This is a genomic window from Brevibacterium permense, assembly GCF_025506275.1.
GTDB lineage: Bacteria > Actinomycetota > Actinomycetes > Actinomycetales > Brevibacteriaceae > Brevibacterium > Brevibacterium permense_A.
This window is the reverse complement of record NZ_QYCP01000070.1, coordinates 1-21,800: the sequence shown is the minus strand read 5'-3', so window position 1 is coordinate 21,800 and position 21,800 is coordinate 1. Positions and strand designations below refer to the sequence as shown.

Here is a 21,800-nt window from a genome sequence, read left to right as displayed (position 1 = left end):
CCGTTTCAATCTTCCGAAAACGCCGCTGTGGGGATCACACAGTGATCCCCACAGAAGGCTTGGGTGGAGAAGAACCGATCGCGTCAGTCGCGAATCAGTTGACTTCCCATTCCCAGTAGTTCCAGAACATCGTCGGCGACACAGCGGTCGACTTCACGTTCTTCACGCTGTCACGGTAGATCGTCAGTTCGGGGAACTGGAAGATCGGCGCACCGAAGGCATCTTCTGTCAGCTGCTTCTCCATGTCGATGAGGAGATCCTGCTGCTCATCTTCCTTGGACACGAGAAGCTTGTCGAGGATTTTGTTCATCTTCTCGCTCTTGTAGCCGCCGTAGTTGTTCTGAGCACCGTAGCGGAAGTTCGCATCGTTCTCGGTCACGCCGGTGCCCTCGGACTGCCAACCGAACAGCGAAACATCATAGGTGCCGTCACCGAGGCGGGTACCCCAGTTGACGTCGCCGACGTCCTTGATCTTGAAGCCGGCCTTCTCCGCCGATTCCTTGATCAGCTGGAACTCCTGCTGACGACGCGAGTTCGTGTTGTCGTACATGACACGCACGGTCGGTGAGTCCACTCCGGCTTCCTTGAGCAGCTTCTTCGCGGCCTCGACGTCGCCATCTGCGGCATCGGCGACGCCATTGGCCTTGGCGATCGCGTCGTACATCGGCGATCCGGGCACCTGCGAGTACGAATCACGGGTGACAGCTTTGTCATTGAGCGGCTTGATGATCTTCTCGACGATGTCCTCACGGGGCAGAGCCTTGAGGAACGCCTGACGGACCTTCTTCGCCTTCTCCTTGTCGCCGCCGTTGGCAGCAGGATCAAAAGGCCCCTTGTTGTCGAAGGTGAAGTCGACGTGTTCGTAGGTCGCACCATCGGCGGCATCGACGGTGACGCCGTCGATCTTCTCGGCGGCGGAGAGCACGTCGGCGGTCGCCTGCGGCTGAGTCATGTCGACCTCGCCGTTCTCGATCGCCTGGATCATTGCCATCGGGTCGCCGTTGTAGCGGACCGTGACGGTCTTGACCTTCGGCTTGATGGGGCCGGAGTACTTGTCGTCGAGTTCGAGGGTGACATACTGCCCCTCTTCGAACTTCGTCATCTTGTACGGACCGTTGTGGACCAGCAGGTCCTTGTCCTTCGGCATTGAGGTGAAGTCGAACCCGGTGTTCCAGGTGTTCGAGATCTTCGACAGCTTCTCGGTGTCCTTGTCCTTGATGGCCTTGAGGATCGCATCCTTGCCCTTCTGGGCATCGTCGATGCCCAGCGCCTTCTTCGCCACGATATGGGCGGGCACACCGACGCCGTCGGCACCGGTGCCGAATTCGGTCTGCCAGTCAGCGAAGGGCTTGGAGTATTCGAGGGTGATCTCCTTGCCGTCATCGGAGATCTCCGGGAACTTCTTCACCAGAGCCGAACCGGCGGTCGAGGAGTCGAAGTAGACGGTCTTCGCGTCGTTCTTCTTCACCGTTCCGTCGTCGTTGTTGTTCGCTTCGACGGTGTTGAAGTTCGCCGAGGTGCCGGCCCAGGTCAGCGCCAGGTCGGCGGCGTCGACGGGGGTGCCGTCGGACCACTTGGCATCATCATTGAATGTGTACTTGACCTTGAGCGGGTCTTCGGAAACCTGTTCGACCTTGCCGAGGGCTCCGTCCTGAACTTCGAGGTCACCGTCGTAGTACCCGAAGTTGTCATTCATCATGTAGGTGAGAATGGCGTTCGAGGTTGCATTGCCGTTGGCGGTCAGCGTGTTCATCGATCGGAAAGATTCGTTCCAACCGATGTTGATGGCGGTGTCCTTCGATGCTTCGTCGTCATCGCCTCCGCCAGGGGGTGTGCAGGCGGTGAGCACCATTGCAGCGGCAGCCACAGAGGCACCAGCCGCGAGGAAGCGCTTGTTCACGTTCTCTCCTTGTTGTTCTAGGGCGAGTCACCCTCGTTCTTGCACCCCAAAACCGGAGTGCATTCCGGTCACGTGAAGCATTTCGGCAGAGACCGAAGCGCATGTGACCGCGTTCATGTTTTTCACATGGATTGCAACAAAGTTAATTCACCGGCGACTGTGACGGAGTCCACATAATGAGCAAATTTCGGAATCGTTACCGTTTCGAAACCAAGGGAACAGACAACTTTTGTTCAGTCTCAATGGATAGGATGATCAGGTGGCTGACAGTGAGATAGATCGCAATGAGACCGAGCCGACTGTCGTCCGGACGACGAGTTCGACCGCCCTCTTCTTCATCGTCGGCGGGCTCTGTGCCTTGGGCGTGCTCTCGATCCTCTTCGGCGATTTCACGCTGCGCGGTCTGGCCGCCGCAGGCATCCCTCTGGCCGTCGGCACCTTGGTCTTCGTCTGCTATCGGCATCCCCGCGTCGAGCTGCACAGACAGCAGCTCATCTTGGTCAATCCGCTGCAGACCGTGACGATCCCGTGGAACCTCGTCGACGGCTTCGAGACCCACTTCGGTCTGAGCGTGCGCACCCATGAGAAGAAATTCGCCTCATGGCCGCTGGCCGGCAAAGGCAAGAAGTGGGAGAAGGATGAGCACGGTATGCGCCGGTTCGTCGAGAATCCGAGCCCGGCCGTCGATACCGTGCTCGAGCGCTATTCGTCGCTCAGCGACGCAGAACTCGCCAACCCCGGTGGGCAGCGTGTCATCGAGACGAGGTGGAACATCGGCATCATCGCCGTGGGTCTCCTCGCCATCGTCTGGGCGCTCTTCGGCTTCGCAGCACTGTCGAGCTGACGGGCGAACTGCGGTCACCAGCCGCGCTCGCGCCATTCCCCCAGTTTCGGACGTTCCTCACCCAGGGTCGTCGAGTCCCCATGTCCGGGCAGGACGAGAGTCTCGTCCGGAAGTTCGCCGAAGACCCGCTCCTCGAGGTCGTCCATGAGACAGGTGAAGTCCTCCGCCGACCAGGTCTTGCCCGGCCCGCCCGGAAACAGCGAGTCGCCGGAGAACAGGAGCGTCTGACCGCCGTCGCGCAGAAGCAGTGCGATCGAGCCGGGAGTGTGCCCGCGCAGTGCGATGGCTTGGAGGACGAATCCGCCGAAGTCCCCGACATCGAGGTGATCGACAGAGTGCGCGATCTCCACTCCTTCCGCCTCGGTGATGGCGGCCGCGTCCGCGGCACCGGCGATCGTCATCGCCTCCGAATAGTTCGCCGAGGTGGCAGGCAGTGCCCGAATATGATCCCAGTGCTGGTGCGTGGTGATGATCGCTCGCAGCATGGGTTCCGCGACGGTGTCCTGGGCACCCGAGTCGATGAGTTCGGTGATCGCCTCGGCGTCGTCGGCGGCGTCGATGAGCACCTGGGAGCCGGTCTCCTTGGCGGTGAGCAGATAGACGTTGTTCGCCATCTCGGAGACCGCGATAGAGCGGATGATGACGTGCTCGGTTTCGATCGTGTGCATTTCCAAACTCCTCAATCTGTGCTGATGCTTCCGAGGTTCAGGGACAGGTCACCAGGCTCCGCGGGTGTACTGCGGAGGGTAGGGTCCGGGTTCGGCTCCGAGAACATGGGCGGCCCGCTGCGGCCAGGAAGGTTCGCGCAGGGCTGCTCGGGCCATGAAGATCGCATCGGCCTGTCCCGTGCTGAGGATGGTCTCGGCCTGCTTCGGATCGGTGATGAGTCCGACGGCGCCGGTCGGCACCCCCTCGGCGCGGATCGCGGCGGCCAGCGACACCTGGTATCCAGGACCGATGGGGATCCGCACCGGATAGTTGCCGCCCGAGGAGACGTCGATGAGGTCGACTCCGGCCTCCGACAGCGCACGGCTGACCTCGGCGGCTTCGGCGATGTCGAATCCGCCGTCGGTCCATTCGCTGGCCGAGATGCGTACGAACACCGGCACATCCTCGCCGACTTCGGCGCGCACGGCCGCATAGACCTCATGGAGCAGCCGGGACCGGCCGGCGAGATCGCCGCCGTATTCGTCGCTGCGCTGGTTCGACAGCGGTGACAGGAACGAATGGAGCAGATAGCCGTGGGCCGCGTGGAGTTCGACGAGGTCGAACCCGGCGTCGATCGCACGGCGGGCAGCAGCCGCGAAGGCGGCGACCACCTCGGCGATATCGTCTTTCGTCATCTCCGCAGGCTCGGCCAGCTTCGGGTAGGCGATGGGACTGGCGCCGAGCGTCGGCCATCCTCCCTCGGATTCGGGGACGCTGCCCTTCGGTTCGCCGGTGAAGGGGCGATAGGTGCTGGCCTTGCGGCCGGCGTGGGCGAGTTGGATGCCGATGACGCTGCCCTGGGAATGGACGAAGTCGACGACGGCCGACCAAGATTCGGCCTGATCGTCGTTCCAGATCCCGGCGTCCTGCGGTGAGATGCGTCCCTCGGGGACGACGGCGGAGGCTTCGGTGAGGATGAGCCCGAATCCGCCCTGCGCCCGGGCACCGAGGTGGACGAGATGCCAGGGGCCGGGCATTCCGTCTTCGGCTTCGCAGGAATACTGGCACATCGGGGCGAGCCAGATGCGATTGGGGATCTCGGTTCCGCGCAGTGTCAGCGGTTCGAACAACTCAGTCATGACATCAGTCTGCCAGTTCCATTCGGACTCAGACAGTGATACCGAATACCGGAACGGCGAGGACGCGAGATGACGCAGGCGTTCCTAGAGCTGGCCGCAGAACTCCTGGATGTGGTCGACGACGATCTCAGGGTGTTCGACCATCGGCAGGTGAGCGGAGTCCGGGATCGTGGCGAAGTGCGAGCCTTCGATCTGCCCCGCCATCTCCGACATCGCTTCGGGAGTGCAGCCGGGATCCTGGGCGCCGGCCATGACGAGCGTCGGGGTGGCGACCGAGCCGAGCTTCCCACTCAGATCGTAGGTCTTCAGCGCCGAGGCGGCCGCGATGTATGCCTCGTCATCGACCAGGGCGAGGTCGGACAGGATGAGGTGACCGGTGGCGATGTCCTCGCCGAGGAACCCGGCGGCGAACCACCGATCGGCGGTGTCGTCGACAAGTCCCTTGGTGCCGTCGGCGCGGACTTCGCCGATGCGTTCGTCCCAGGATTCCGGAGTGCCGAACTTCTCGGCCGTCGCACAGGCTACGAGTCCGGTCAGCGATTCGGGGTGGTTGAGCGCCAGGGTCAGACCGACTCCGCCGGAGATCGAGACTCCGCAGTAGGTGAAGGACTCCACCCCGAGCTCGGCGAGGGATTCGACGACACCGGAAGCCAGCGCTTCGACTGTCAGCGGGGCGGCCGCCTCGGCGAGGGAATCACCGGCGGGAAGGGTATGACCGGGAAGGTCGGTGAGGTAGATCTGGAAATCGTCGGCCAGACGCGCAGCCACGGAGGTCCACAAAGGCATCCGAGTGCCCAAAGCGTTGCCGAAGACGAGGACGGGAGAACCGGGGTTGTCGTTGAAAGCACGAACGGCGATACGCATGGAGGCTCCTTGAGAACTGAAAGTGCGAACGGATTTCGACTGGATACGACGGTCGTCGATGAGTTGGATTCGACAGGGAAGCTGTGTCGGGATCGGTCAGGAGTCTGTCGTTGACAGCCTACCGCCGGAGTACTCGAGATAACAGCTCGGGCACAGTGACTCGTAGGTCACGGAATTGCCGTCGATGGCAACCTGATCACCGTCGAAGATGAACTGCCCGTCGACAAGGCGACCGTTGAACATCGCCTTGCGGCCGCACCGGCAGATCGTCTTGAGCTCCTCGAGGGTGTGGGCGATCTCGAGCAGTCGTGCCGAACCGGGGAATGCCTTCGTCTGGAAGTCTGTGCGGATTCCATAGCACATCACCGGCACCGAGGCGGTGGTGGCGATCCGCATGAGCGAATCCACTTGGACGGGGCTGAGGAACTGCGCTTCGTCGATGAGCAGGCACGCGACCGGGATCTTCGGGGCGTCGATGGACTCGATGAGGGCATCGTGGTCGACGTAGTCGGCATGTTCGGCATAGATCCGCTCCACGTCACCGTCGGCGGGGATGACGAAGTCGACCTCACGGGTGACACCCAATCGGGACACGATCTGCGATGCGCCTTTGGTGTCGATCAGAGGCTTGGCCAGCAGAACGCGCTGGCCGCGTTCCTCGTAGTTGAAGGCCGCCTGCAGAAGAGCGGTCGACTTGCCGGAATTCATCGCCCCGTACCGGAAGTAGAGTTTGGCCACTGTCGTCCTCTTTCTGTTGTCCGTGCCGACACAGAAGACTACCGGGTGCCTCCTGGGGATGTGAGCACCATCATCGGCCGGGGCCGCCTGCCGAAATGGCCCAGAAGGTAGGATAGAGGGCGATAAACCCCAAGAAGATGCGGAGTGGTCCTTAACTATGGCTAAAATCATTTACACGCGCACGGATGAAGCGCCGCTTCTGGCGACGTATTCGCTCAAGCCGATCATCGAAGCCTTCGCCACGTCGGCCGGTGTCGAGGTTGAGACTCGAGACATCTCTCTCGCCGCACGCGTGCTGGCCCAGTTCAACGACCGTCTGCCTGAGGACCAGCAGGTCGGCGACGCACTCGCGGAGCTGGGCGATCTCGCCAAGACCCCCGATGCCAACATCATCAAGCTGCCCAACATCTCGGCTTCCGTCCCGCAGCTGAAGGCGACGATCACCGAACTGCAGTCCCAGGGCTACGACCTGCCCGCCTACCCGGAAGAGCCTTCGACCGATGAGGAGAAGGACGTTCGGGCACGCTACGACAAGGTCAAGGGTTCGGCCGTCAACCCGGTGCTGCGTGAGGGCAACTCCGACCGTCGCGCTCCGCAGGCAGTGAAGAACTTCGCCAAGGCCCACCCGCATTCGATGGGCGAATGGTCCAAGGGCTCGAAGACCCGCGTGGCCACCATGGGCTCGGACGACTTCCGCGACAACGAGAAGTCCGTGATCATCGAGTCCGATGACACCCTGTCGATCCGCCTGCGCACCGCTGCGGGAGAGACGAAGGTCCTCAAGGAGTCCCTGCCCGTTCTGGCCGGCGAGATCGTCGATTCGACGAAGATGAACGCCGCCGCCCTCGACGAATTCGTCAAGGACCAGATCGCCGCGGCCAAGGCCGACGGCGTCCTCTTCTCCGTCCACCTCAAGGCCACGATGATGAAGGTCTCCGACCCCATCCTCTTCGGCAAGGTCATCGAAGCTTTCTTCCCCGACGTCTTCGCCGAGTACGGTGACGTCCTCGCCGAGGCGGGACTGACCTCCGACAACGGACTGGCCGCCATCCTCGCCGGGCTCGACACACTGCCTGCAGACGCAGCTGCCGGAGTCAAAGCCGGAATCGAAAAGGGTCTGGCCGACGGGCCCGACCTGGCCATGGTCAATTCGCACAAGGGCATCACGAACCTCCACGTGCCCTCCGACATCATCGTCGATGCCTCTATGCCGGCGATGATCCGCGTCGGCGGCAAGATGTGGAACAAGGATGACCAGACCCAGGACACCCTGGCCGTCATCCCCGACTCCTCCTACGCCGGCGTCTACCAGACCGTCATCGAGGACTGCCAGGCCAAGGGCGCCTTCGACCCGCGGACCATGGGCACCGTGCCCAATGTCGGTCTCATGGCGCAGAAGGCCGAAGAGTACGGCAGCCACGACAAGACCTTCGAGATCCCGGAAGCCGGAACCGTCGAGGTCGTCAACTCCGCTGGCGATGTGCTCATGAGCCACGAGGTCGCTGCCGGTGACATCTGGCGTGCTTGCCAGACGAAGGACATCCCCGTCCGCGACTGGGTCAAGCTCGCCGTCACCCGTGCCCGCCTGTCCGAGACTCCGGCCGTGTTCTGGCTCGATGAGACCCGCGCCCACGACCGCAACATCACGTCGAAGGTCGAGGAATACCTCAGGGACCACGACACCGAGGGCCTGGACATCCGCATCATGAACCCGGTGGAGGCCACTCAGTTCTCCATCGACCGCATCCGTGAGGGCAAGGACACCATCTCGGTGACCGGCAACGTCCTCCGCGACTACAACACCGACCTGTTCCCGATCCTCGAGCTCGGCACCTCGGCGAAGATGCTCTCCGTCGTTCCGCTCATCGCGGGCGGCGGACTGTTCGAGACCGGTGCCGGCGGCTCGGCTCCGAAGCACGTTCAGCAGCTCGTCGAGGAGAACCACCTGCGCTGGGACTCCCTCGGTGAGTTCCTCGCCCTGGCAGAGTCCTTCCGCCACGAGTTCAACGTCCACGGAAATGAGCGGGCCGGCGTGCTGGCCGACACCCTCGACGCCGCGACCGGCAAGTTCCTCGAAGAGAACAAGTCGCCGTCGCGAAAGGTCGGCGAGATCGACAACCGCGGCAGCCACTTCTACCTCACTCTGTACTGGGCGCAGCAGCTGGCCGAGCAGACCGCGGACGAAGCTCTGGCCGAGGCCATCTCCCCCGTGGCGAAAGCACTGGCTGAGAAGGAGGACGCCATCGTGGCCGAGCTCCTCGAGGTTCAGGGCAGCCCGGTCGACCTGGGTGGCTACTACTACCCGAACGACGCGAAGACCGAAGCCGCCATGCGCCCTTCGGCCACGCTCAATGAGATCATCTCCTCGCTGAGCAAGACCGTCTGATCAACTGATCGACAACGCTTAGGAAAGAGTCCCGGCAGCTGCTGCCGGGACTCTTTCTGCAAACCTGCCTTATGCGCCCCATCAGCAGTTATGATGGGGCGCATGAGTACTCAAGACCCGCGTGGCGATTCGCAGACGCCCGAAGAGCTCCTGGCCGAAACCGATTCAGTCCTCGGCAGCGATACTCCCGCGGCGGGCGAAACGGCTGCGGTGGACAAGACCCGAGAGATGTCCCCGCACGAGAGGCATGAGCAGACACAGCCTCCGACGGGACACACCGGTGAACTGCCGTCGACGAAGGCCGGATCCGGAATGTCGGCGGGAATGTGGATCTCCCTCATCCTCGGCGCCCTCATCGTCGTCCTGCTGCTCATCTTCATTCTGCAGAACAATGTCCCGGCCGAGTTCAAGTACTTCGGCTGGCAGTTCGAACTGCCCCTGGGCGTAGCGATGCTCTTCGCTGCGATCGGCGGCATCCTCATCGCCGGAATCATCGGTTCGGTGCGGATCTTCGTGCTCAACCGCAAACTGAAGAAGATCAACAAGGCCCTGGGCCGCTGATCGATGGCGCACCACCCCAGCTTCGCCGAACTGCCCACCGAACTGCCCGTCACTCTCATCCTCGCCGATACCTCGGCCGAGGCGGCCTGGGCGCGGGATGACGATTCCGTGCTCACCGAGCAGGAACGCAACTATGCGAAGGAATTCGACGCCGAGGCAGCCGCCACCTGGTCTGCCGGTCGTGTCGTCCTCCGCCATGTGCTCGGGGCGCATCTGAGTCAGGACCCCGCCGCGATCGAGATCCGCCTCGATTCGGCGGGCAAACCACGTCACGACGAGTGCGAGTTCTCGGTCTCGAGGTCTCGTCGCCTCGTCCTCATCGCTGTCTCCGACGATCCGGTCGGGCTCGACGTCGAAGCGATCCCCGAGCGAGATGTCGCGCTGGAGGCGATGCAGCTGCTCCATGAAAGAGAACGCGCCGAGCTCGAAGCGCTTCCCGATGATGACTTCGCTGCCGGCTTCGTCCGTGTGTGGGCGCGCACCGAAGCCTTTCTCAAGGCGTTGAGCACGGGCCTGGCTCGCGATCCGGGTCTCGACTACATCGGTGCCGGGCCGGAACCGAACTCACCGCATCCGGATGTCGACATCCACGATCTCGAGGCCGGTATTCCCGACGGCCATATCGCGGCCATCGCCTTCAACCGCTGATCGCTCGCCGTGCCGACGTCAGCGGCGCGCCCATCAAGCGCTGCCGCGGATACGTGCTCGTAGACGACCACAGATGTGCGCCAGAGCTTGATCGGCGTAGGGCAGCTTGCGGCAGCGGTCAGGGGTTCTGCGGCTCGTCTTCGCTGAACGACGGACCGTTCTCGCCGGTCGTGAAGACCACGGCGATGCCCAACGAGCCCACACCGACCAACCCGAAGAGGATCCAGGCGCCAGCAGGGTTGCTCGCAGCGGCGAGGATGAGACCGACGACAACCGCGACGATGAGAAGCGCGTCGAAGACCATCGGGAACTTCAGATACCGTTCCTCCCCCTTGGTCACGGCATAGGAGATCTGGGTGGCAGCGCTGAGGAAGAGCAGCACCAGTGCGGTGATGACCAACCAGCGTGGGGCGAGGAAGAAATCCTCGAGCCCGCCGATGAAGATGAAGCCGAGCACGGCCAGCAGCAGCTTGATGATGCCGTCGACTGCAAATCCGGAATTCCTCATGACTGAATCCTACTCAACAGGGACTTCACCGCGCCCAAGGCCTCCCGCAGCGCAGGAGCCTCGACGTTCGAATGGGCGATGACCAGACCGTGTCGAATCTCGTCACCACCAGTCCAGCCGTGAGCCAACGAGGCGACGAGGATGCCGCGCTCGGCCAGCTCCCGCAGGAGCCTTGCGGCCTGGGTCTGAGACGTTTCGATGACGAGAGTGCGTCCCTCGTGAACCAGACCGGGGATCGGGCCGATCTCGGACACGACCTCCTCGGCGGCCCGGAGTCGCCGCCGTCCCCGGGTGATGCGGCGACGCAGCCCACCGGATCCGAGGTAGGAGGCGATCGCCATCTGCAGAATCGGCGAGTACGCCGGTCCAAGTGCCGCGCGCAGGCTCATGAGCTCCTCCGAAATCGGTCCGCGAGCGATGACGTATCCTGTCGATACGGCCGAGGTCAGCAGCGCGGAGAAGGTTCCGATGTGGACGACCTGCGCGCTGCTGCCGGTGGATGATGCGAGGTCGAAGAGGGTCGGCAGCACTGTGCGGGTGAAGCGGGCCTCACTGTCGTAGTCGTCCTCGACGATGAGAACGTCTCCCCGAGCCGCCCAATCCAGCAGGCGGGCACGCTGGTCGACCGGCATCGGTGTTCCGTGCGGGAACTGGTGATTCGGTGTCACGACGGTCGCAGCCACATCGGCCGGTGCCGGCGAGGAGCCGACCATGTCCAGGGGCACGAGCTTATGGTCGGTCATCGCCTGGCGAAGGCCCGGGAAACCGGGATTCTCCACGGCGATGGATCCGGAGACTCCTAGACTCAGCAGCAATCGCAGACCATCGCGAGACCCGCTGGTGAGGATGATCTCGTCGGGGTCGACGGCCATCCCGCGAGTCAGCCGCAGATAGTCGGCGATCGCCCACCGAGCGCGGGGTTGGCCCAAGGGATCGATCGGACCCGGGTCGAGGTCGAGTGATTCCCTCCAGGCCCGCCGAAAGGCCGGCTCGCGCAGGGGGTCGTCTCCGCCGAACCCCGGGCGCAGGTCGACAAAATTGCGCAGGCGCCGCCTCGGCGAGTCCGGGACTCGGCGCTTGGGACCCACCGCCGTCGAGGCGGCGGGCAGGTCGGGATTGATCCGCGTGGCCGAACGCTGGGCGGCGATGAGGAACCCCTCCACGGCAAGCTGCGCATAGGCGGTCTCCACACTGCCGCGAGAGATTCCGAGATGCTTGGCCAGCCGACGACTCGAGGGCACCACATCCCCCGGGCGCAGAGTCCCGTCCGAGATCAGACGACGCAGCTCCTGAGTGAGCTGATCCGGCAGCGGAGTCGACAGACCCTTGTCGACGTTCACCGGCAGAGCAATACCCTCGGCCTGAGTGCCATCCTGTGACTTCATGACCATGATTCGATGATAGAGCGACTGCCTATATCTGGCCTAAAATAGTTCCCCGTTTCTGGCTCTCCTGCTGAGCCACACATCGGTTTAGGCTGGTCGGGAACGGCCGTTCATCCCGAAGAACCACGATCCCTCCGACTCCCTGGCAGCAGACAGAGATCGTTCTGTCCTGCTCCCTGCGTCGACCCGGATCGATTCCGCGACAGTGAATGGATCTACACCACAATGACCGAAACACAGACTCTGCTCAATACCGGACTGGCTCAGATGCTCAAGGGCGGCGTCATCATGGACGTCGTCAACGAAGAGCAGGCTCGCATCGCCGAGGCGGCCGGCGCTTCCGCAGTCATGGCCCTCGAACGCGTCCCCGCCGACATCCGCGCACAGGGTGGAGTCGCTCGGATGAGCGACCCCGACCTCATCGACTCGATCATCAGCGCCGTATCCATCCCGGTGATGGCCAAGGCCCGCATCGGACACTTCGTCGAAGCCCAGATCCTCGAGACCCTCGGTGTCGACTACATCGACGAATCAGAGGTCCTCTCCCCCGCCGACTACGTCAACCACATCGACAAGTCCGTCTTCAAGGTGCCGTTCGTCTGTGGAGCAACCAACCTCGGTGAGGCTCTGCGCCGTATCCAGGAGGGCGCGTCGATGATCCGCTCGAAAGGCGAAGCGGGAACCGGCGACGTCTCCGAGGCGATGCGCCACCTGCGGACCATCAACTCCGAGATCCGTGCACTGGGAGCGAAGAGCGAAGACGAGCTCTACGTCGCGGCCAAGGAAATCGCCGCCCCGTACCACCTGGTCAAGCAGGTCGCCAGCCTCGGTCGTCTGCCCGTCGTGACCTTCGTCGCCGGCGGCATCGCCACCCCGGCAGATGCAGCGATGATGATGCAGCTCGGCGCCGACGGTGTCTTCGTCGGTTCCGGCATCTTCAAGTCCGGCAACCCGGAGGCCCGCGCGAAAGCCATCGTCGAGGCGACCACGCACTTCGATGACCCGCAGGCCGTGGCCGCGGCCTCCCGCGGACTCGGCGATGCGATGGTCGGCATCAACGTCGCCGATGTCCCCGCGCCGCACCGCCTGGCCGAGCGCGGCTGGTGAGAGTCGGCGTCCTCGCCCTCCAGGGAGCCTTCCGTGAGCACCTGCTCATGCTCGGCTCCCTGGGGGTCGACACCTGCAAAGTCACCAAGTCGGAACACCTCGCGGGCCTCGATGCGCTCATTCTGCCCGGTGGTGAGTCCACGGCTATGGTGCGCATCGCCGCCGGCACGGGTCTCTTCGCGACTCTGCGCGAACACATGGCCGGCGGTCTGCCGGTCTTCGGCACCTGTGCCGGACTGATTCTCCTGGCCGACCGGCTCAGCGACGATTCGCTGGGTGGGTATGACCGCCTCGGCGGGCTCGATGTCACGGTGGCCCGCAATGCCTACGGTCGTCAACGCGAGTCCTTCACCACCCCGCTGACCGTACACGGGCTGGACGAACCGGTCGAGGGCACATTCATTCGGGCCCCGCAGATCCTCGAACTCGGGCCCGACACCGAGGTGCTCGCCCGTCACGACGACGTGCCCGTCCTCGTCCGGCAGGGCTCGATCTGGGGTGCCAGCTTCCACCCGGAATTGGGCACGGACGGACGAATCCATGCAGAATTCCTCCACCACCTCGGTGCCGCTGTGTAAAGATTGACTCATGACTGAGCAGGCGTTGCAGACACTCAAAGACGGATACACCTTCGACGGCGAGACACTCCATCTTGGGGTCGCCCTGGACGGTGAAGAACCATCGAAGGAGACCCCGATCTCCATTCCGATGTCCATGCTCAATCGGCACGGCCTCGTCGCCGGTGCCACGGGAACCGGTAAGACCGTGACCCTGCAGGTGCTCGCCGAGCAGCTGTCCCGGGCCGGAGTGCCGGTGTTCGCTTCTGACATCAAGGGCGATCTCTCGGGCATCGGCGCTGCCGGCGTCGAATCCGACAAACTGCGCAAGCGCCTCGATGCCGCCGGTCAGGACTGGCAGTCGCGGTCCAATCCGACCGAGTTCTACACTCTTGGTGATTCGGGACTCGGCACGCCCCTGCGAGCGACGGTGACCTCGTTCGGGCCGATCCTGCTGGCAAAGGTGCTCGAACTCAACGACACTCAGGAATCCGTCCTCTCTCTGGTCTTCCACTATGCCGATCAGGCAGGGTTGGCGCTGCTCGACCTCTCCGATCTCAAAGCCGTGCTCACCTTCCTCACCTCCGACGAGGGAAAAGCCGATCTCGAAGGCATCGGCGGGGCGTCGAAGGCCACCGTCGGCGTCATCCTGCGCAAGATCTCCGAACTCGCTGCCCAGGGCGGCGACGTGTTCTTCGGCGAACCGGAATTCGACACCGCTGATCTGCTGCGCACCGACGACAACGGTGCCGGAATCGTCTCTGTGCTCGAACTGCAGAAACTCAGTCAGTCGCCGGCCCTGTTCTCCACGTTCCTCATGTGGCTGCTGGCCGACCTGTTCCAGGACCTGCCGGAGGTCGGCGACCCGGACAAGCCCTCGCTTGTGTTCTTCTTCGACGAAGCCCACCTGCTCTTCGCCGGCGCGTCGAAGGCCTTCCTCCAGTCGGTGACGCAGACCGTGCGGCTCATCCGCTCGAAGGGCGTCGGCATCTTCTTCGTCACTCAGACGCCGAAGGATGTTCCCGAGGATGTGCTCGCACAGTTGGGTTCGCGCATTCAGCACCAGCTGCGGGCACATACACCCAACGATGCGAAGGCGCTCAAAGCGACCGTGCAGACCTTCCCGAAGTCCGACTACGACCTCGAAGAGCTGCTCACCTCGCTCGGCATCGGCGAAGCCGTGGTCACCGTCATGGACCCCGATGGTGCTCCGACCCCGGTGGCACCGACGCGGATGCGAGCCCCGGAGTCGAAGATGGGGCCGATGAGCGAGGACGAGATCAAAGCGGCTGTGGCGGCGTCGCCCCAGCATGAGAAGTACGGGACCGCGATCGACAACGAATCTGCCCGCGAGATCCTCGCCAAGCGCCTCGAAGGCGGGTCAGAAGCTCACGCCGAGGAACAGAAGTCAGCATCTGCCGATGCGCCCGCCGAAAGTCAGGGTCGCGACGCCTCGGCGGACAATATCGACTTCCCGGAGGAATCAGGCGTCTCAGGGAAGAAGTCGGTGAAGAAGGACGACGAGAACCTGTTGTCCCAGGTAGTGAAGTCCTCGGCGTTCAAACAGTTCACACGGACCGCAGCACGCGAGATCGCACGCGGAATCTTCGGCACCTCACGACGCCGGCGCTGATACCCGCAGTGTCTTCTCACCGGCGCTCACCCGCAGTTCCAGACAGTCGCCGATGAGGTCTCCGTCGAGTTGTGCTGGTACCGGTGATTCGACGGTGACCGTCGTCTCGGTCGTACGGCGATAGTTCATGAGCGGGTGGGCATCCGGTCTGCCCTGCAGGCATGCCGCGGCGATTCCTGCCCAGGCTCGGCACCGCGCGATGGGTGAGTGCGGGAACGGGCCGACGGTGAGCACGGAGAAGGTCGGAGCTTCGATGTGGGCTTCGGGGAACACGGCGACGGGTCCTGCAGGACGATCCACCTTCGACGCCATCACCGACCACACCCGCACCGAGGCGGTTCCCTCCCCTGTGCTTGCGGTGAATCCCGCGGCGAAGAGGGCCTGCGCGGCTCCCCAGGCGTAGCCGAGCAGCCCGAACGAAGCATGGTGGTAGGCAACGGCCCGGGCGTCTCCCCCGATTCCTGCAAGACTGACGAACTCGGTTCGATGTCGAGCGCCGTCGGCCGTCTGGTACTCCGCAGTATTGATCGGAACGTTCCGGAGGTTCGGCGGATCGCCGGAACGGATGATCGATGCGATCGTGCGCATGCAATGGTCGATGGCGTGCCGGGAGGATCGGAGGTCGATATGGCGGCTGAGCAGGTTCGCGGTCCCGGTCGGGACGAGGAATGTCAGGATGTCCGCCTCGGCGAGTACCGGCGCTGTCGCTCGGATGGTGCCGTCGCCACCGAGGATGATGACAATGTCGGCGCCCCACTTGACGAGCAGTTCGGCTTGCCACCGACCGGAACGGTCGACGCTGGTGGTCATGCTTCGGTAGTGCGCGCCGGCGTTGCGCAGTTCCGGCACGAGCTCGGCATACGCCCGCAGGGTCGCCGAATGTTTGGGATTGACGATGATTCCGACGGCAGTTCGGCCCGCAGGCGATGCCGGTCGGTCGCCTTCACCCACCTGGCCGGCCCGCTGTGTGCTTGGCATGTGGCGATCGTCCACCGTCGGTCGTCTCTGCGTGCTCAGACGAAGGCCGGGTGGGTTGCACTCGCCGATTCGACGGCCTCGAGGTCAACTTTCTCCCCCGGGAAGGTGTCGACGCGGACTCGCGGACCGGTCTTGCGGGGTGATCGTTTCCAGGTCGCGCGTGCACGGGTGCCGGTCACCACCGTGTTCTTGAACATTCCGTTGCCTCCGGGCACAACGAGTTTCTCATTTGCAGGGTCGAGTGTGGCGCTGCGGTCCTTGTACCCGAGGATGATCTCGTCGAATCCCGGCAGCAGCATGGTCTCCTGCGCCGCTGTCTCCCATTCGGCCAGTCGGTCCTCAAGATCCGGGGCGTGAACGTAGTCGGTGCCGTCGATGTCGGTGCTCACGATCTCTCCGGCATCGAGTCCGGCGTGGACGGCCTTTCTCATCCTCGTCTTCGGCAGTCCCGTCCACCGTGTCACGTCATCGACTGTGACCGGTCCGTGGCTGGTGACGAAACGTCTCATCCATTCGTGGTCGGCCGCCTCGGTGTCCAGCTCTGTAGGTGTGGGCACCCAATCGGCGGTGAGCACATATTTCATGTCATCTTTGCCCTCGATCAAGGGAGCTTGGACGATGATGTTCTGCAGCGCCAGGGACGTGATGAGGTAACGGGCGTGGCCGTATTCGTCTCCGGCACCGATGGGAGCGAACGCTTCGAGCAGCTCTTCGCGCGTCAGCGGTCCCCGGTCCTGGATGGCCGCTGTGGCGAGTTCCGCTGCAGTGTCGAGCATGGCGTCGGTGATGCCGAAATACTCGCGCCGCTTGGCCGTGGCTTTCATGATCCGTGCCCCGGTGAGGCCGAGGATCCACCCGATGTCCTTGGCCGTGGTCAGATGGATGGTGCCGCGCTGAGTCCAGGAACGCACGATCTCTCCAGAATCGATGGCGGCACGGACGGCGGCCACACCGTCAGTGACATCCGGTCCTAGGCGCAGGGCGATGGAGACCAGTGCACCGCCGAGCGCTTGGGCTTGGACGCAGCCGAGATGCTCGACGACTGCGCCGGCGGTTGAGAGGTCGGTTCCTGTCGGTGACTGGGGTGGAGGTCCGATGAGTCCCTGCGAGATCAGACGGGCTGCCGAGATCTGATGTGCGTCCATGGTCCAACGGTAGTGCACGCCGGTGACATGGCGGTTGTGAAAAGACGACAGAGCCGGGAACGCAGACGGCGATCGTGCAGTTGAATCGTTCAACCCATGATGTCGATGAGTCCGGGCACCCGCACCCGCGGCAGTGTGCCCGAGGAGGCGAATTCGCCCCAGGTCCGGCGCAGCTCGGGACCGGCGATATCAGTGGTCGCACCGTAGTCGAGGAAGGAATCGTGCCAGATCTCGCCGGGGAAGATCAGCGGCAGATCTCCGGAGTGGGCAGCGTCGAAGAAGCTGCCGTCTCCGCGGGAGACGATGAGCAGGCGGGCGCCTTGACCGCCGGACATCCGGTGGCGGTCGTAGAATTCGCGTCCGGCCCGAGTGTAGACCGCGGAGGTGATTCCGGAGATGAGGGATTCGAGCATCGGAGAGGTCAGGGTGCGGTCGTGGAGGCGTCGCAGTGCGGGAACAAAACCGGCGAAGAAGGCCATCTCCCGTTCCGTGCGGGTCATGAGGACGTCGAATTTCGGGGCGACTTCGGCCCAGGCCTCGGCTGCTTTCGAGCGTGATGGCAAAGGGTACTGACCGTAGCGGACTCCGAAGCACATTCCGGCATGCAGACCTCCGACGAGGGCGGCCTTGTGCACTTCCTCCTGCGCGCGGAGGATGTCGTCGACGTCGGCTTCAGGGTCGATCTTCTGGGCGACTTTCCCCATTGCCCAGTTCATTGCGTCGGTGCCGCCGGCGAGCCCCAAGGGTGCTGAGGCCATGAGCACACGTTGGAAGAGTCCTTCGGTACCTTCGGCGATCATGAGGTGGGCGCAGGCGTCTGCCCCGGCGCTCTGCCCGGCGATCGTGACGTTGTCCGGGTTCCCGCCGAAGGCGGAGATGTTCCTCTGCACCCAGCGCAAGGCAGAGATCTGGTCGAGCACTCCGAGGTTGAGGTGTTCGTCTCGACCGGTTCCGAGATATCCGAGGACACCGAGGCGGTAGGTCACGGAAACGACGATGATGTTCTGCTCGGAGGCCAGGGCGTGCGGATCGTAGATATCCGCGTCCCCGGCCCCGGCGACGTAGGCTCCGCCGTGGATCCAGACGAGGACGGGAAGCCCCGCCTCGGTGGTGGTGTCATTCGGCATGGTCACGCTCACGCGCAGACAGTCTTCGCTGATGGGCAGGCCGCCGAGTTGGTCGAAGGTCATTCCGGCGTTCGGGTCGCGGCGCAGCTGCGGGCTTGCCGGGCCCGGTTGACGGCCGTCGATGAAGTCCACCGGAGGTTCATCGACGGGAGGGAGGAAGCGCCCTGCACGGGCGTAGCGGATGCCCCGCGCGCGGATCACGTCATCGCTGACGTAGGCGCGCACGCGTCCGCACGGGGCCGCGATGTCCCGTGTCTCCTCCATTTGGTCAGCTTACTTGCTGGGTACGACCGGGGGTTCGGCCGACCAGGGGAAGACGATCCACTGATCGGTGCGCTTCCACACGAAGTCCGGATCGATGATCGATGCGGACTTCGCGTAGATGACGGCCGACTGGGCTTCCGCGCCGTGTTTGCGCAGCAGTTCGAGGACGAGGGCCAGGGTGCGCCCGGAGTCGGCGACGTCATCGACGACGAGCAGCTTCTTGCCCTTGATCGCTTCGATGTCGAGCATCGGGGCGAGCAGGATAGGGTCGGGCAGGGTCTCGTGGACGTCCGTGTAGAACTCGACGTTGATGGCGTCGGAGAGCTTGAGTCCGAGCGCATAGGCCAGTGCTCCGGCGGGCAGCAGTCCACCGCGGGCCACGGCGATGACGATCTCGGGATCGTAATCGGAGTCCGCGATGGTCTGCGCCATCTCACGCGCCGATCGGCCGAACATGTCCCAGCTGAGAATCTCTTTTTCGTCGAGATCGGTCGAATCGGCGTGATAGGCCATGGATGCTCCTCGTGTCTGCCCGTTTTTGGTTCGAGCTTCAAGGATACGCTGTCGCCGGTTCAGCGCAGAAATACCTCCAGTCCGGCCATCTCCTGCGCCTGCGAACCGGTATGGGTCGGCGGGTTCGGGTTGACCCAGTACTCCCCAGTATGGGCATTGCGTTCGAGCAGGCGGTAGTCGATGAGTTCGCGACGCAGCAGGGCGAAGTCCGGATGGAATTCCCCGAGGATGCCGTTGAGCCGTTTCTCGTCGTAGACCTGGTCCGAGTCGAGGGCGGCGAGGACTTCGATGAGGACGAGCACGAGGGCGCGGCGTTTCGTCGGAATGGCGACGATGCGTCCGTCGGGCATGAACGTCTTCAGAGTCTTCGTCCGAAACTCTGCGATCTCCGGGGCGATGACGGATTCGCTGCGGGAATCTCTGTTGGATCCTGGACCCTGGTTCGCGGCGACCAGCGCGGAGCGGGCCGTGGTGTAGTTCTCACCGGTTTCGGTCATCCGCGTGCGAACGAGCTTCTTGAAATCCTTGTCCTTGGTCATGGTGTCACTTCCTCAAACGACCAAGTCTCCCCCAGCACGAAACCTGGTCAGGAAATCACCGTGCCGGTTTCGTCCGAGGATTCTCTCCCCTTCGCCATGCGGTCCGTGTGCTGGGAACACGACCTCGGCTGGGCGTTGGATGCGCCGAGCACCAGTATAGACGCAGTGGTCGGCGTTCGAAGCGGATGCCGGTTGTCAGCCCTCGAGCGCTTCGAGGTACATCCACCGTCCGGCTCGGCGGACGAAGGAGGAGTTCTCTTCGAGGACATGATCGCCGAGGTGGTCCCGGAATCGCGCACGGAAGTGCACGGTGCCGGTAGCATCGTCGATTCCCCCGCCTGTGGTGGACACGATTTCGAGGCCAAGCCACGTGGTGGCGTCATCGACACCGACATCGTCGGGTCGGGTCTTGGCATGCCAGGTGCGGAAGAGGTGGTCTTCGTTGCCGCGGACGAAGGCGGTGTAGCGGGAGCGCATGAGCGCCTCGGCGGTAATGGGCCAGGTTTCACCGTCGAGTGCTGGGCGACAGCAGTCGTCGTAGGCGGTGCCGGGAGGCATTCCGGAGCAGGGGCAGATCATCTGTCGATGATATCGGCAGTGGACTGCAGTGACGGGCGTGCGAAGATGGAGTCATGACTTCACTGTTCCTGTCTGGAGATCCGAAGGCCGATGCACTCTTGGCCGAAGACCGCTTCGCTCTGCTCGTCGGGATGCTGCTCGATCAGCAGGTGACCATGGAGAGCGCCTTTGCCGGGCCGGCCAAGCTCGCTGAACGCCTCGGCAAGCTCGACATCGACGAGATCGCCGAGATGAACCCGGATGACTTCCTCGACATCTTCGCGCAGACTCCCGCAGTCCACCGTTTCCCGAAGTCGATGGCTGGACGAGTGCAGAAGCTGGCCGCGGCCATCGTCGACGAGTACGACGGAAAGCCCGAGGCGATCTGGACTGAGGGTGACCCCAGCGGCGCCGAGGTCCTCAAACGGCTGAAGAAGCTGCCCGGATTCGGCGACCAGAAGGCCAAGATCTTCCTGGCTCTGCTCGGCAAGCAGTTCGAACTCCAAGCCGAAGGCTGGCAGGAGGCTGCCGGTGATTACGGAGACGCAGACGCCCGCCGATCGATCGCCGACGTCGTCGATGACGTCACTCTGCAAGAGGTACGTGCTTTCAAGAAGCAGCAGAAGGCCGCGGCCAAGGCGGCGAAGGCCGCAAACAAATAGCGATAATCGCCTAGAGCTGCGTGCTCCCACGCACTCGGGCGTGAGTTATCCACAGATTCGACTTCGCCTGTTCTAAAAAGCGTGCCTGTCGAATAATGTAGGGAATCCGGGTGTCGGCCAACGGGGTCGCGCCGCAGTTGCAGACCACAGAGGCGTGGAATGAGAACTGGATCGTCCCGACCGTATCGTCTACCTTCCCAAGTATGCGTTGCCGTTTTCTCCGCGCTGAGTTTGGTCTCGGTTGTCGGCTGTGCCGACAACTCGCCGGTAGCCGCACCGACGTCGACCCTGCCCGCGCAGCAGCCCGACGGAAGCTCTTCCGATAATCCCGCCGAGGTGGCCATCCCCGACTACGAAACCGACCTTGACCTCGACAAAGAGGAAAAGAAGGCCGTCGAGGGCGCGCTGGCTGCGTTCGACAACTTCATTCAGGCCGTTAATGAAGCGTATTCCGGTAAGTCCGAGGTAGCTGATGACTTTCCGAAATTCGCATCCGGCGATGCGCTTGAGTCAATTCAGACTGAAGCCAGATCAGTAGCCGCTGACGAGGCTATCTTTGAGGGGCAAATCGAACCGTTGAAGGTCGAAGTATTTGAAGTCACGAAATTGGACGAGACAGCTAAGTCTGGCTCGGTCCTAGTGAACTTTTGTGTTGACACTTCTAGGTGGACAATGACCCCGGCAGGTCAATCTCCGACTTTGAATCCTGATGGAGAAGTGACGATGCAACACACCATTCAGTTAGATGACGAAAGCTGGAAAGTCGACCAGCAAACTCTCTGGGAACGACGTTGTTAGGAAATAGGTTTTCCCACAGCATTCTTTGTTTTGCAATCGTCGCCTTTGGGCTGTTTATGTTTCCGCCGCCGGCAGAGGCAGCACCTGGCTGCACGATTGGCGACACAAGCGGATGTGAAGCGGTGAAACCCCCTGCACCCCAGCCACCTCCCGGCGGGGGCGACTCCGGCGGCGGAGGCTCCGGAGGTGGCGGCTCTGGTGGAGGCGGCAACGGCGGCGGTGGATCCGCAGGCGGCGGTGGCGGCGGACAGCCTGACTGCCCGACTGAAGACGTCGGTTATCTGTGTGTGAGTGAGCC

General features: G+C 63.4%; 22 protein-coding genes. 9 read left to right on the top strand and 13 right to left on the bottom strand.

What is annotated here, in order from left to right:
* Nucleotides 1-94: 94 nt before the first annotated feature.
* Nucleotides 95-1,900: an ABC transporter family substrate-binding protein gene (locus tag D3I60_RS02945; protein WP_262774660.1), complete on the bottom strand. Its 1,806-nt coding sequence runs from the start codon at nt 1,898-1,900 to the stop codon at nt 95-97.
* Nucleotides 1,901-2,159: 259 nt separating this feature from the next.
* Between D3I60_RS02945 and D3I60_RS02940 the strand changes: the two genes are divergently transcribed.
* Complete coding sequence (locus D3I60_RS02940; protein ID WP_262774659.1) at nt 2,160-2,744, top strand: hypothetical protein; 585 nt, start codon at nt 2,160-2,162, stop codon at nt 2,742-2,744.
* A 14-nt stretch (nt 2,745-2,758) separates the two neighbouring features.
* Here the strand turns inward: D3I60_RS02940 and D3I60_RS02935 are convergent, their stop codons facing one another.
* The 4 genes from D3I60_RS02935 to D3I60_RS02920 form a co-directional block, all read right to left on the bottom strand.
* On the bottom strand, nt 2,759-3,412 hold the full coding sequence (locus D3I60_RS02935; protein WP_262774658.1) for an MBL fold metallo-hydrolase: 654 nt from the start codon (nt 3,410-3,412) through the stop codon (nt 2,759-2,761).
* Nucleotides 3,413-3,460: 48 nt separating this feature from the next.
* Nucleotides 3,461-4,531 (bottom strand): NADH:flavin oxidoreductase/NADH oxidase, encoded by a 1,071-nt coding sequence (locus D3I60_RS02930; protein WP_262774657.1) that lies wholly within the window; start codon nt 4,529-4,531, stop codon nt 3,461-3,463.
* 84 nt (nt 4,532-4,615) lie between these two features.
* Nucleotides 4,616-5,395 carry an alpha/beta hydrolase gene (locus tag D3I60_RS02925; protein WP_262774656.1) on the bottom strand — a complete coding sequence of 260 codons (780 nt, stop codon included), beginning with the start codon at nt 5,393-5,395 and terminating at the stop codon, nt 4,616-4,618.
* 96 nt (nt 5,396-5,491) lie between these two features.
* On the bottom strand, nt 5,492-6,133 hold the full coding sequence (locus D3I60_RS02920; protein WP_139907616.1) for a thymidine kinase: 642 nt from the start codon (nt 6,131-6,133) through the stop codon (nt 5,492-5,494).
* Nucleotides 6,134-6,290: 157 nt separating this feature from the next.
* On the opposite strand from D3I60_RS02920, the gene D3I60_RS02915 reads away from it, so the two are divergent.
* The 3 genes from D3I60_RS02915 (at nt 6,291) to D3I60_RS02905 (ending at nt 9,728) form a co-directional block, all read left to right on the top strand.
* Nucleotides 6,291-8,519, top strand: coding sequence for an NADP-dependent isocitrate dehydrogenase (locus tag D3I60_RS02915; protein WP_262774655.1), 2,229 nt, complete (start codon nt 6,291-6,293; stop codon nt 8,517-8,519).
* A gap of 102 nt (nt 8,520-8,621) precedes the next feature.
* Nucleotides 8,622-9,080: a LapA family protein gene (locus tag D3I60_RS02910; protein WP_262774654.1), complete on the top strand. Its 459-nt coding sequence runs from the start codon at nt 8,622-8,624 to the stop codon at nt 9,078-9,080.
* A 3-nt stretch (nt 9,081-9,083) separates the two neighbouring features.
* Nucleotides 9,084-9,728: a 4'-phosphopantetheinyl transferase family protein gene (locus tag D3I60_RS02905; protein ID WP_262774653.1), complete on the top strand. Its 645-nt coding sequence runs from the start codon at nt 9,084-9,086 to the stop codon at nt 9,726-9,728.
* A 118-nt stretch (nt 9,729-9,846) separates the two neighbouring features.
* On the opposite strand, the gene D3I60_RS02900 is transcribed toward D3I60_RS02905, so the two are convergent.
* Both D3I60_RS02900 and pdxR read right to left on the bottom strand, forming a co-directional pair.
* Nucleotides 9,847-10,236: a hypothetical protein gene (locus tag D3I60_RS02900; RefSeq protein ID WP_262774652.1), complete on the bottom strand. Its 390-nt coding sequence runs from the start codon at nt 10,234-10,236 to the stop codon at nt 9,847-9,849.
* Entirely contained in the window at nt 10,233-11,621 is a 1,389-nt protein-coding gene (gene pdxR, locus D3I60_RS02895) for a MocR-like pyridoxine biosynthesis transcription factor PdxR (protein WP_262774651.1), read from the bottom strand. Before pdxR ends, D3I60_RS02900 begins: the two co-directional genes overlap by 4 nt.
* A 225-nt stretch (nt 11,622-11,846) precedes the next feature.
* On the opposite strand from pdxR, the gene pdxS reads away from it, so the two are divergent.
* Genes pdxS through D3I60_RS02880 form a run of 3 tightly spaced genes read left to right on the top strand, consistent with a single transcriptional unit; the run spans nt 11,847 to nt 14,918 of the window.
* Nucleotides 11,847-12,728, top strand: a complete 882-nt coding sequence (gene pdxS / locus D3I60_RS02890) for a pyridoxal 5'-phosphate synthase lyase subunit PdxS (RefSeq protein WP_262774650.1) — start codon at nt 11,847-11,849, stop codon at nt 12,726-12,728.
* On the top strand, nt 12,725-13,306 hold the full coding sequence (gene pdxT / locus D3I60_RS02885) for a pyridoxal 5'-phosphate synthase glutaminase subunit PdxT (protein ID WP_440588554.1): 582 nt from the start codon (nt 12,725-12,727) through the stop codon (nt 13,304-13,306). Before pdxS ends, pdxT begins: the two co-directional genes overlap by 4 nt.
* A gap of 10 nt (nt 13,307-13,316) precedes the next feature.
* Complete coding sequence (locus D3I60_RS02880) at nt 13,317-14,918, top strand: DUF853 domain-containing protein (RefSeq protein ID WP_262774649.1); 1,602 nt, start codon at nt 13,317-13,319, stop codon at nt 14,916-14,918.
* Here D3I60_RS02880 and D3I60_RS02875 read toward each other — a convergent pair.
* The 6 genes from D3I60_RS02875 to D3I60_RS02850 all read right to left on the bottom strand — a co-directional run bounded on the left by D3I60_RS02875 (nt 14,901) and on the right by D3I60_RS02850 (nt 20,063).
* On the bottom strand, nt 14,901-15,896 hold the full coding sequence (locus tag D3I60_RS02875; protein ID WP_262774648.1) for a diacylglycerol/lipid kinase family protein: 996 nt from the start codon (nt 15,894-15,896) through the stop codon (nt 14,901-14,903). The two genes, D3I60_RS02880 and D3I60_RS02875, sit on opposite strands and share 18 nt — an antisense overlap.
* Before the next feature lie 35 nt (nt 15,897-15,931).
* On the bottom strand, nt 15,932-17,041 hold the full coding sequence (locus tag D3I60_RS02870; RefSeq protein WP_262774647.1) for a winged helix DNA-binding domain-containing protein: 1,110 nt from the start codon (nt 17,039-17,041) through the stop codon (nt 15,932-15,934).
* 89 nt (nt 17,042-17,130) lie between these two features.
* On the bottom strand, nt 17,131-18,432 hold the full coding sequence (locus D3I60_RS02865) for a carboxylesterase family protein (protein WP_262774646.1): 1,302 nt from the start codon (nt 18,430-18,432) through the stop codon (nt 17,131-17,133).
* A 9-nt stretch (nt 18,433-18,441) separates the two neighbouring features.
* Nucleotides 18,442-18,945 carry a phosphoribosyltransferase gene (locus tag D3I60_RS02860; RefSeq protein WP_262774645.1) on the bottom strand — a complete coding sequence of 168 codons (504 nt, stop codon included), beginning with the start codon at nt 18,943-18,945 and terminating at the stop codon, nt 18,442-18,444.
* Nucleotides 18,946-19,004: 59 nt separating this feature from the next.
* Nucleotides 19,005-19,484, bottom strand: a complete 480-nt coding sequence (locus D3I60_RS02855) for a DUF2087 domain-containing protein (protein WP_262774644.1) — start codon at nt 19,482-19,484, stop codon at nt 19,005-19,007.
* Between the two features lie 195 nt (nt 19,485-19,679).
* Nucleotides 19,680-20,063: a YchJ family protein gene (locus D3I60_RS02850; protein ID WP_262774643.1), complete on the bottom strand. Its 384-nt coding sequence runs from the start codon at nt 20,061-20,063 to the stop codon at nt 19,680-19,682.
* Between the two features lie 53 nt (nt 20,064-20,116).
* On the opposite strand from D3I60_RS02850, the gene D3I60_RS02845 reads away from it, so the two are divergent.
* Both D3I60_RS02845 and D3I60_RS02840 read left to right on the top strand, forming a co-directional pair.
* Nucleotides 20,117-20,704, top strand: a complete 588-nt coding sequence (locus tag D3I60_RS02845) for an HhH-GPD-type base excision DNA repair protein (protein ID WP_262774642.1) — start codon at nt 20,117-20,119, stop codon at nt 20,702-20,704.
* Nucleotides 20,705-20,863: 159 nt separating this feature from the next.
* Nucleotides 20,864-21,502, top strand: a complete 639-nt coding sequence (locus D3I60_RS02840) for a hypothetical protein (protein ID WP_262774641.1) — start codon at nt 20,864-20,866, stop codon at nt 21,500-21,502.
* Nucleotides 21,503-21,800 lie beyond the last annotated feature (298 nt).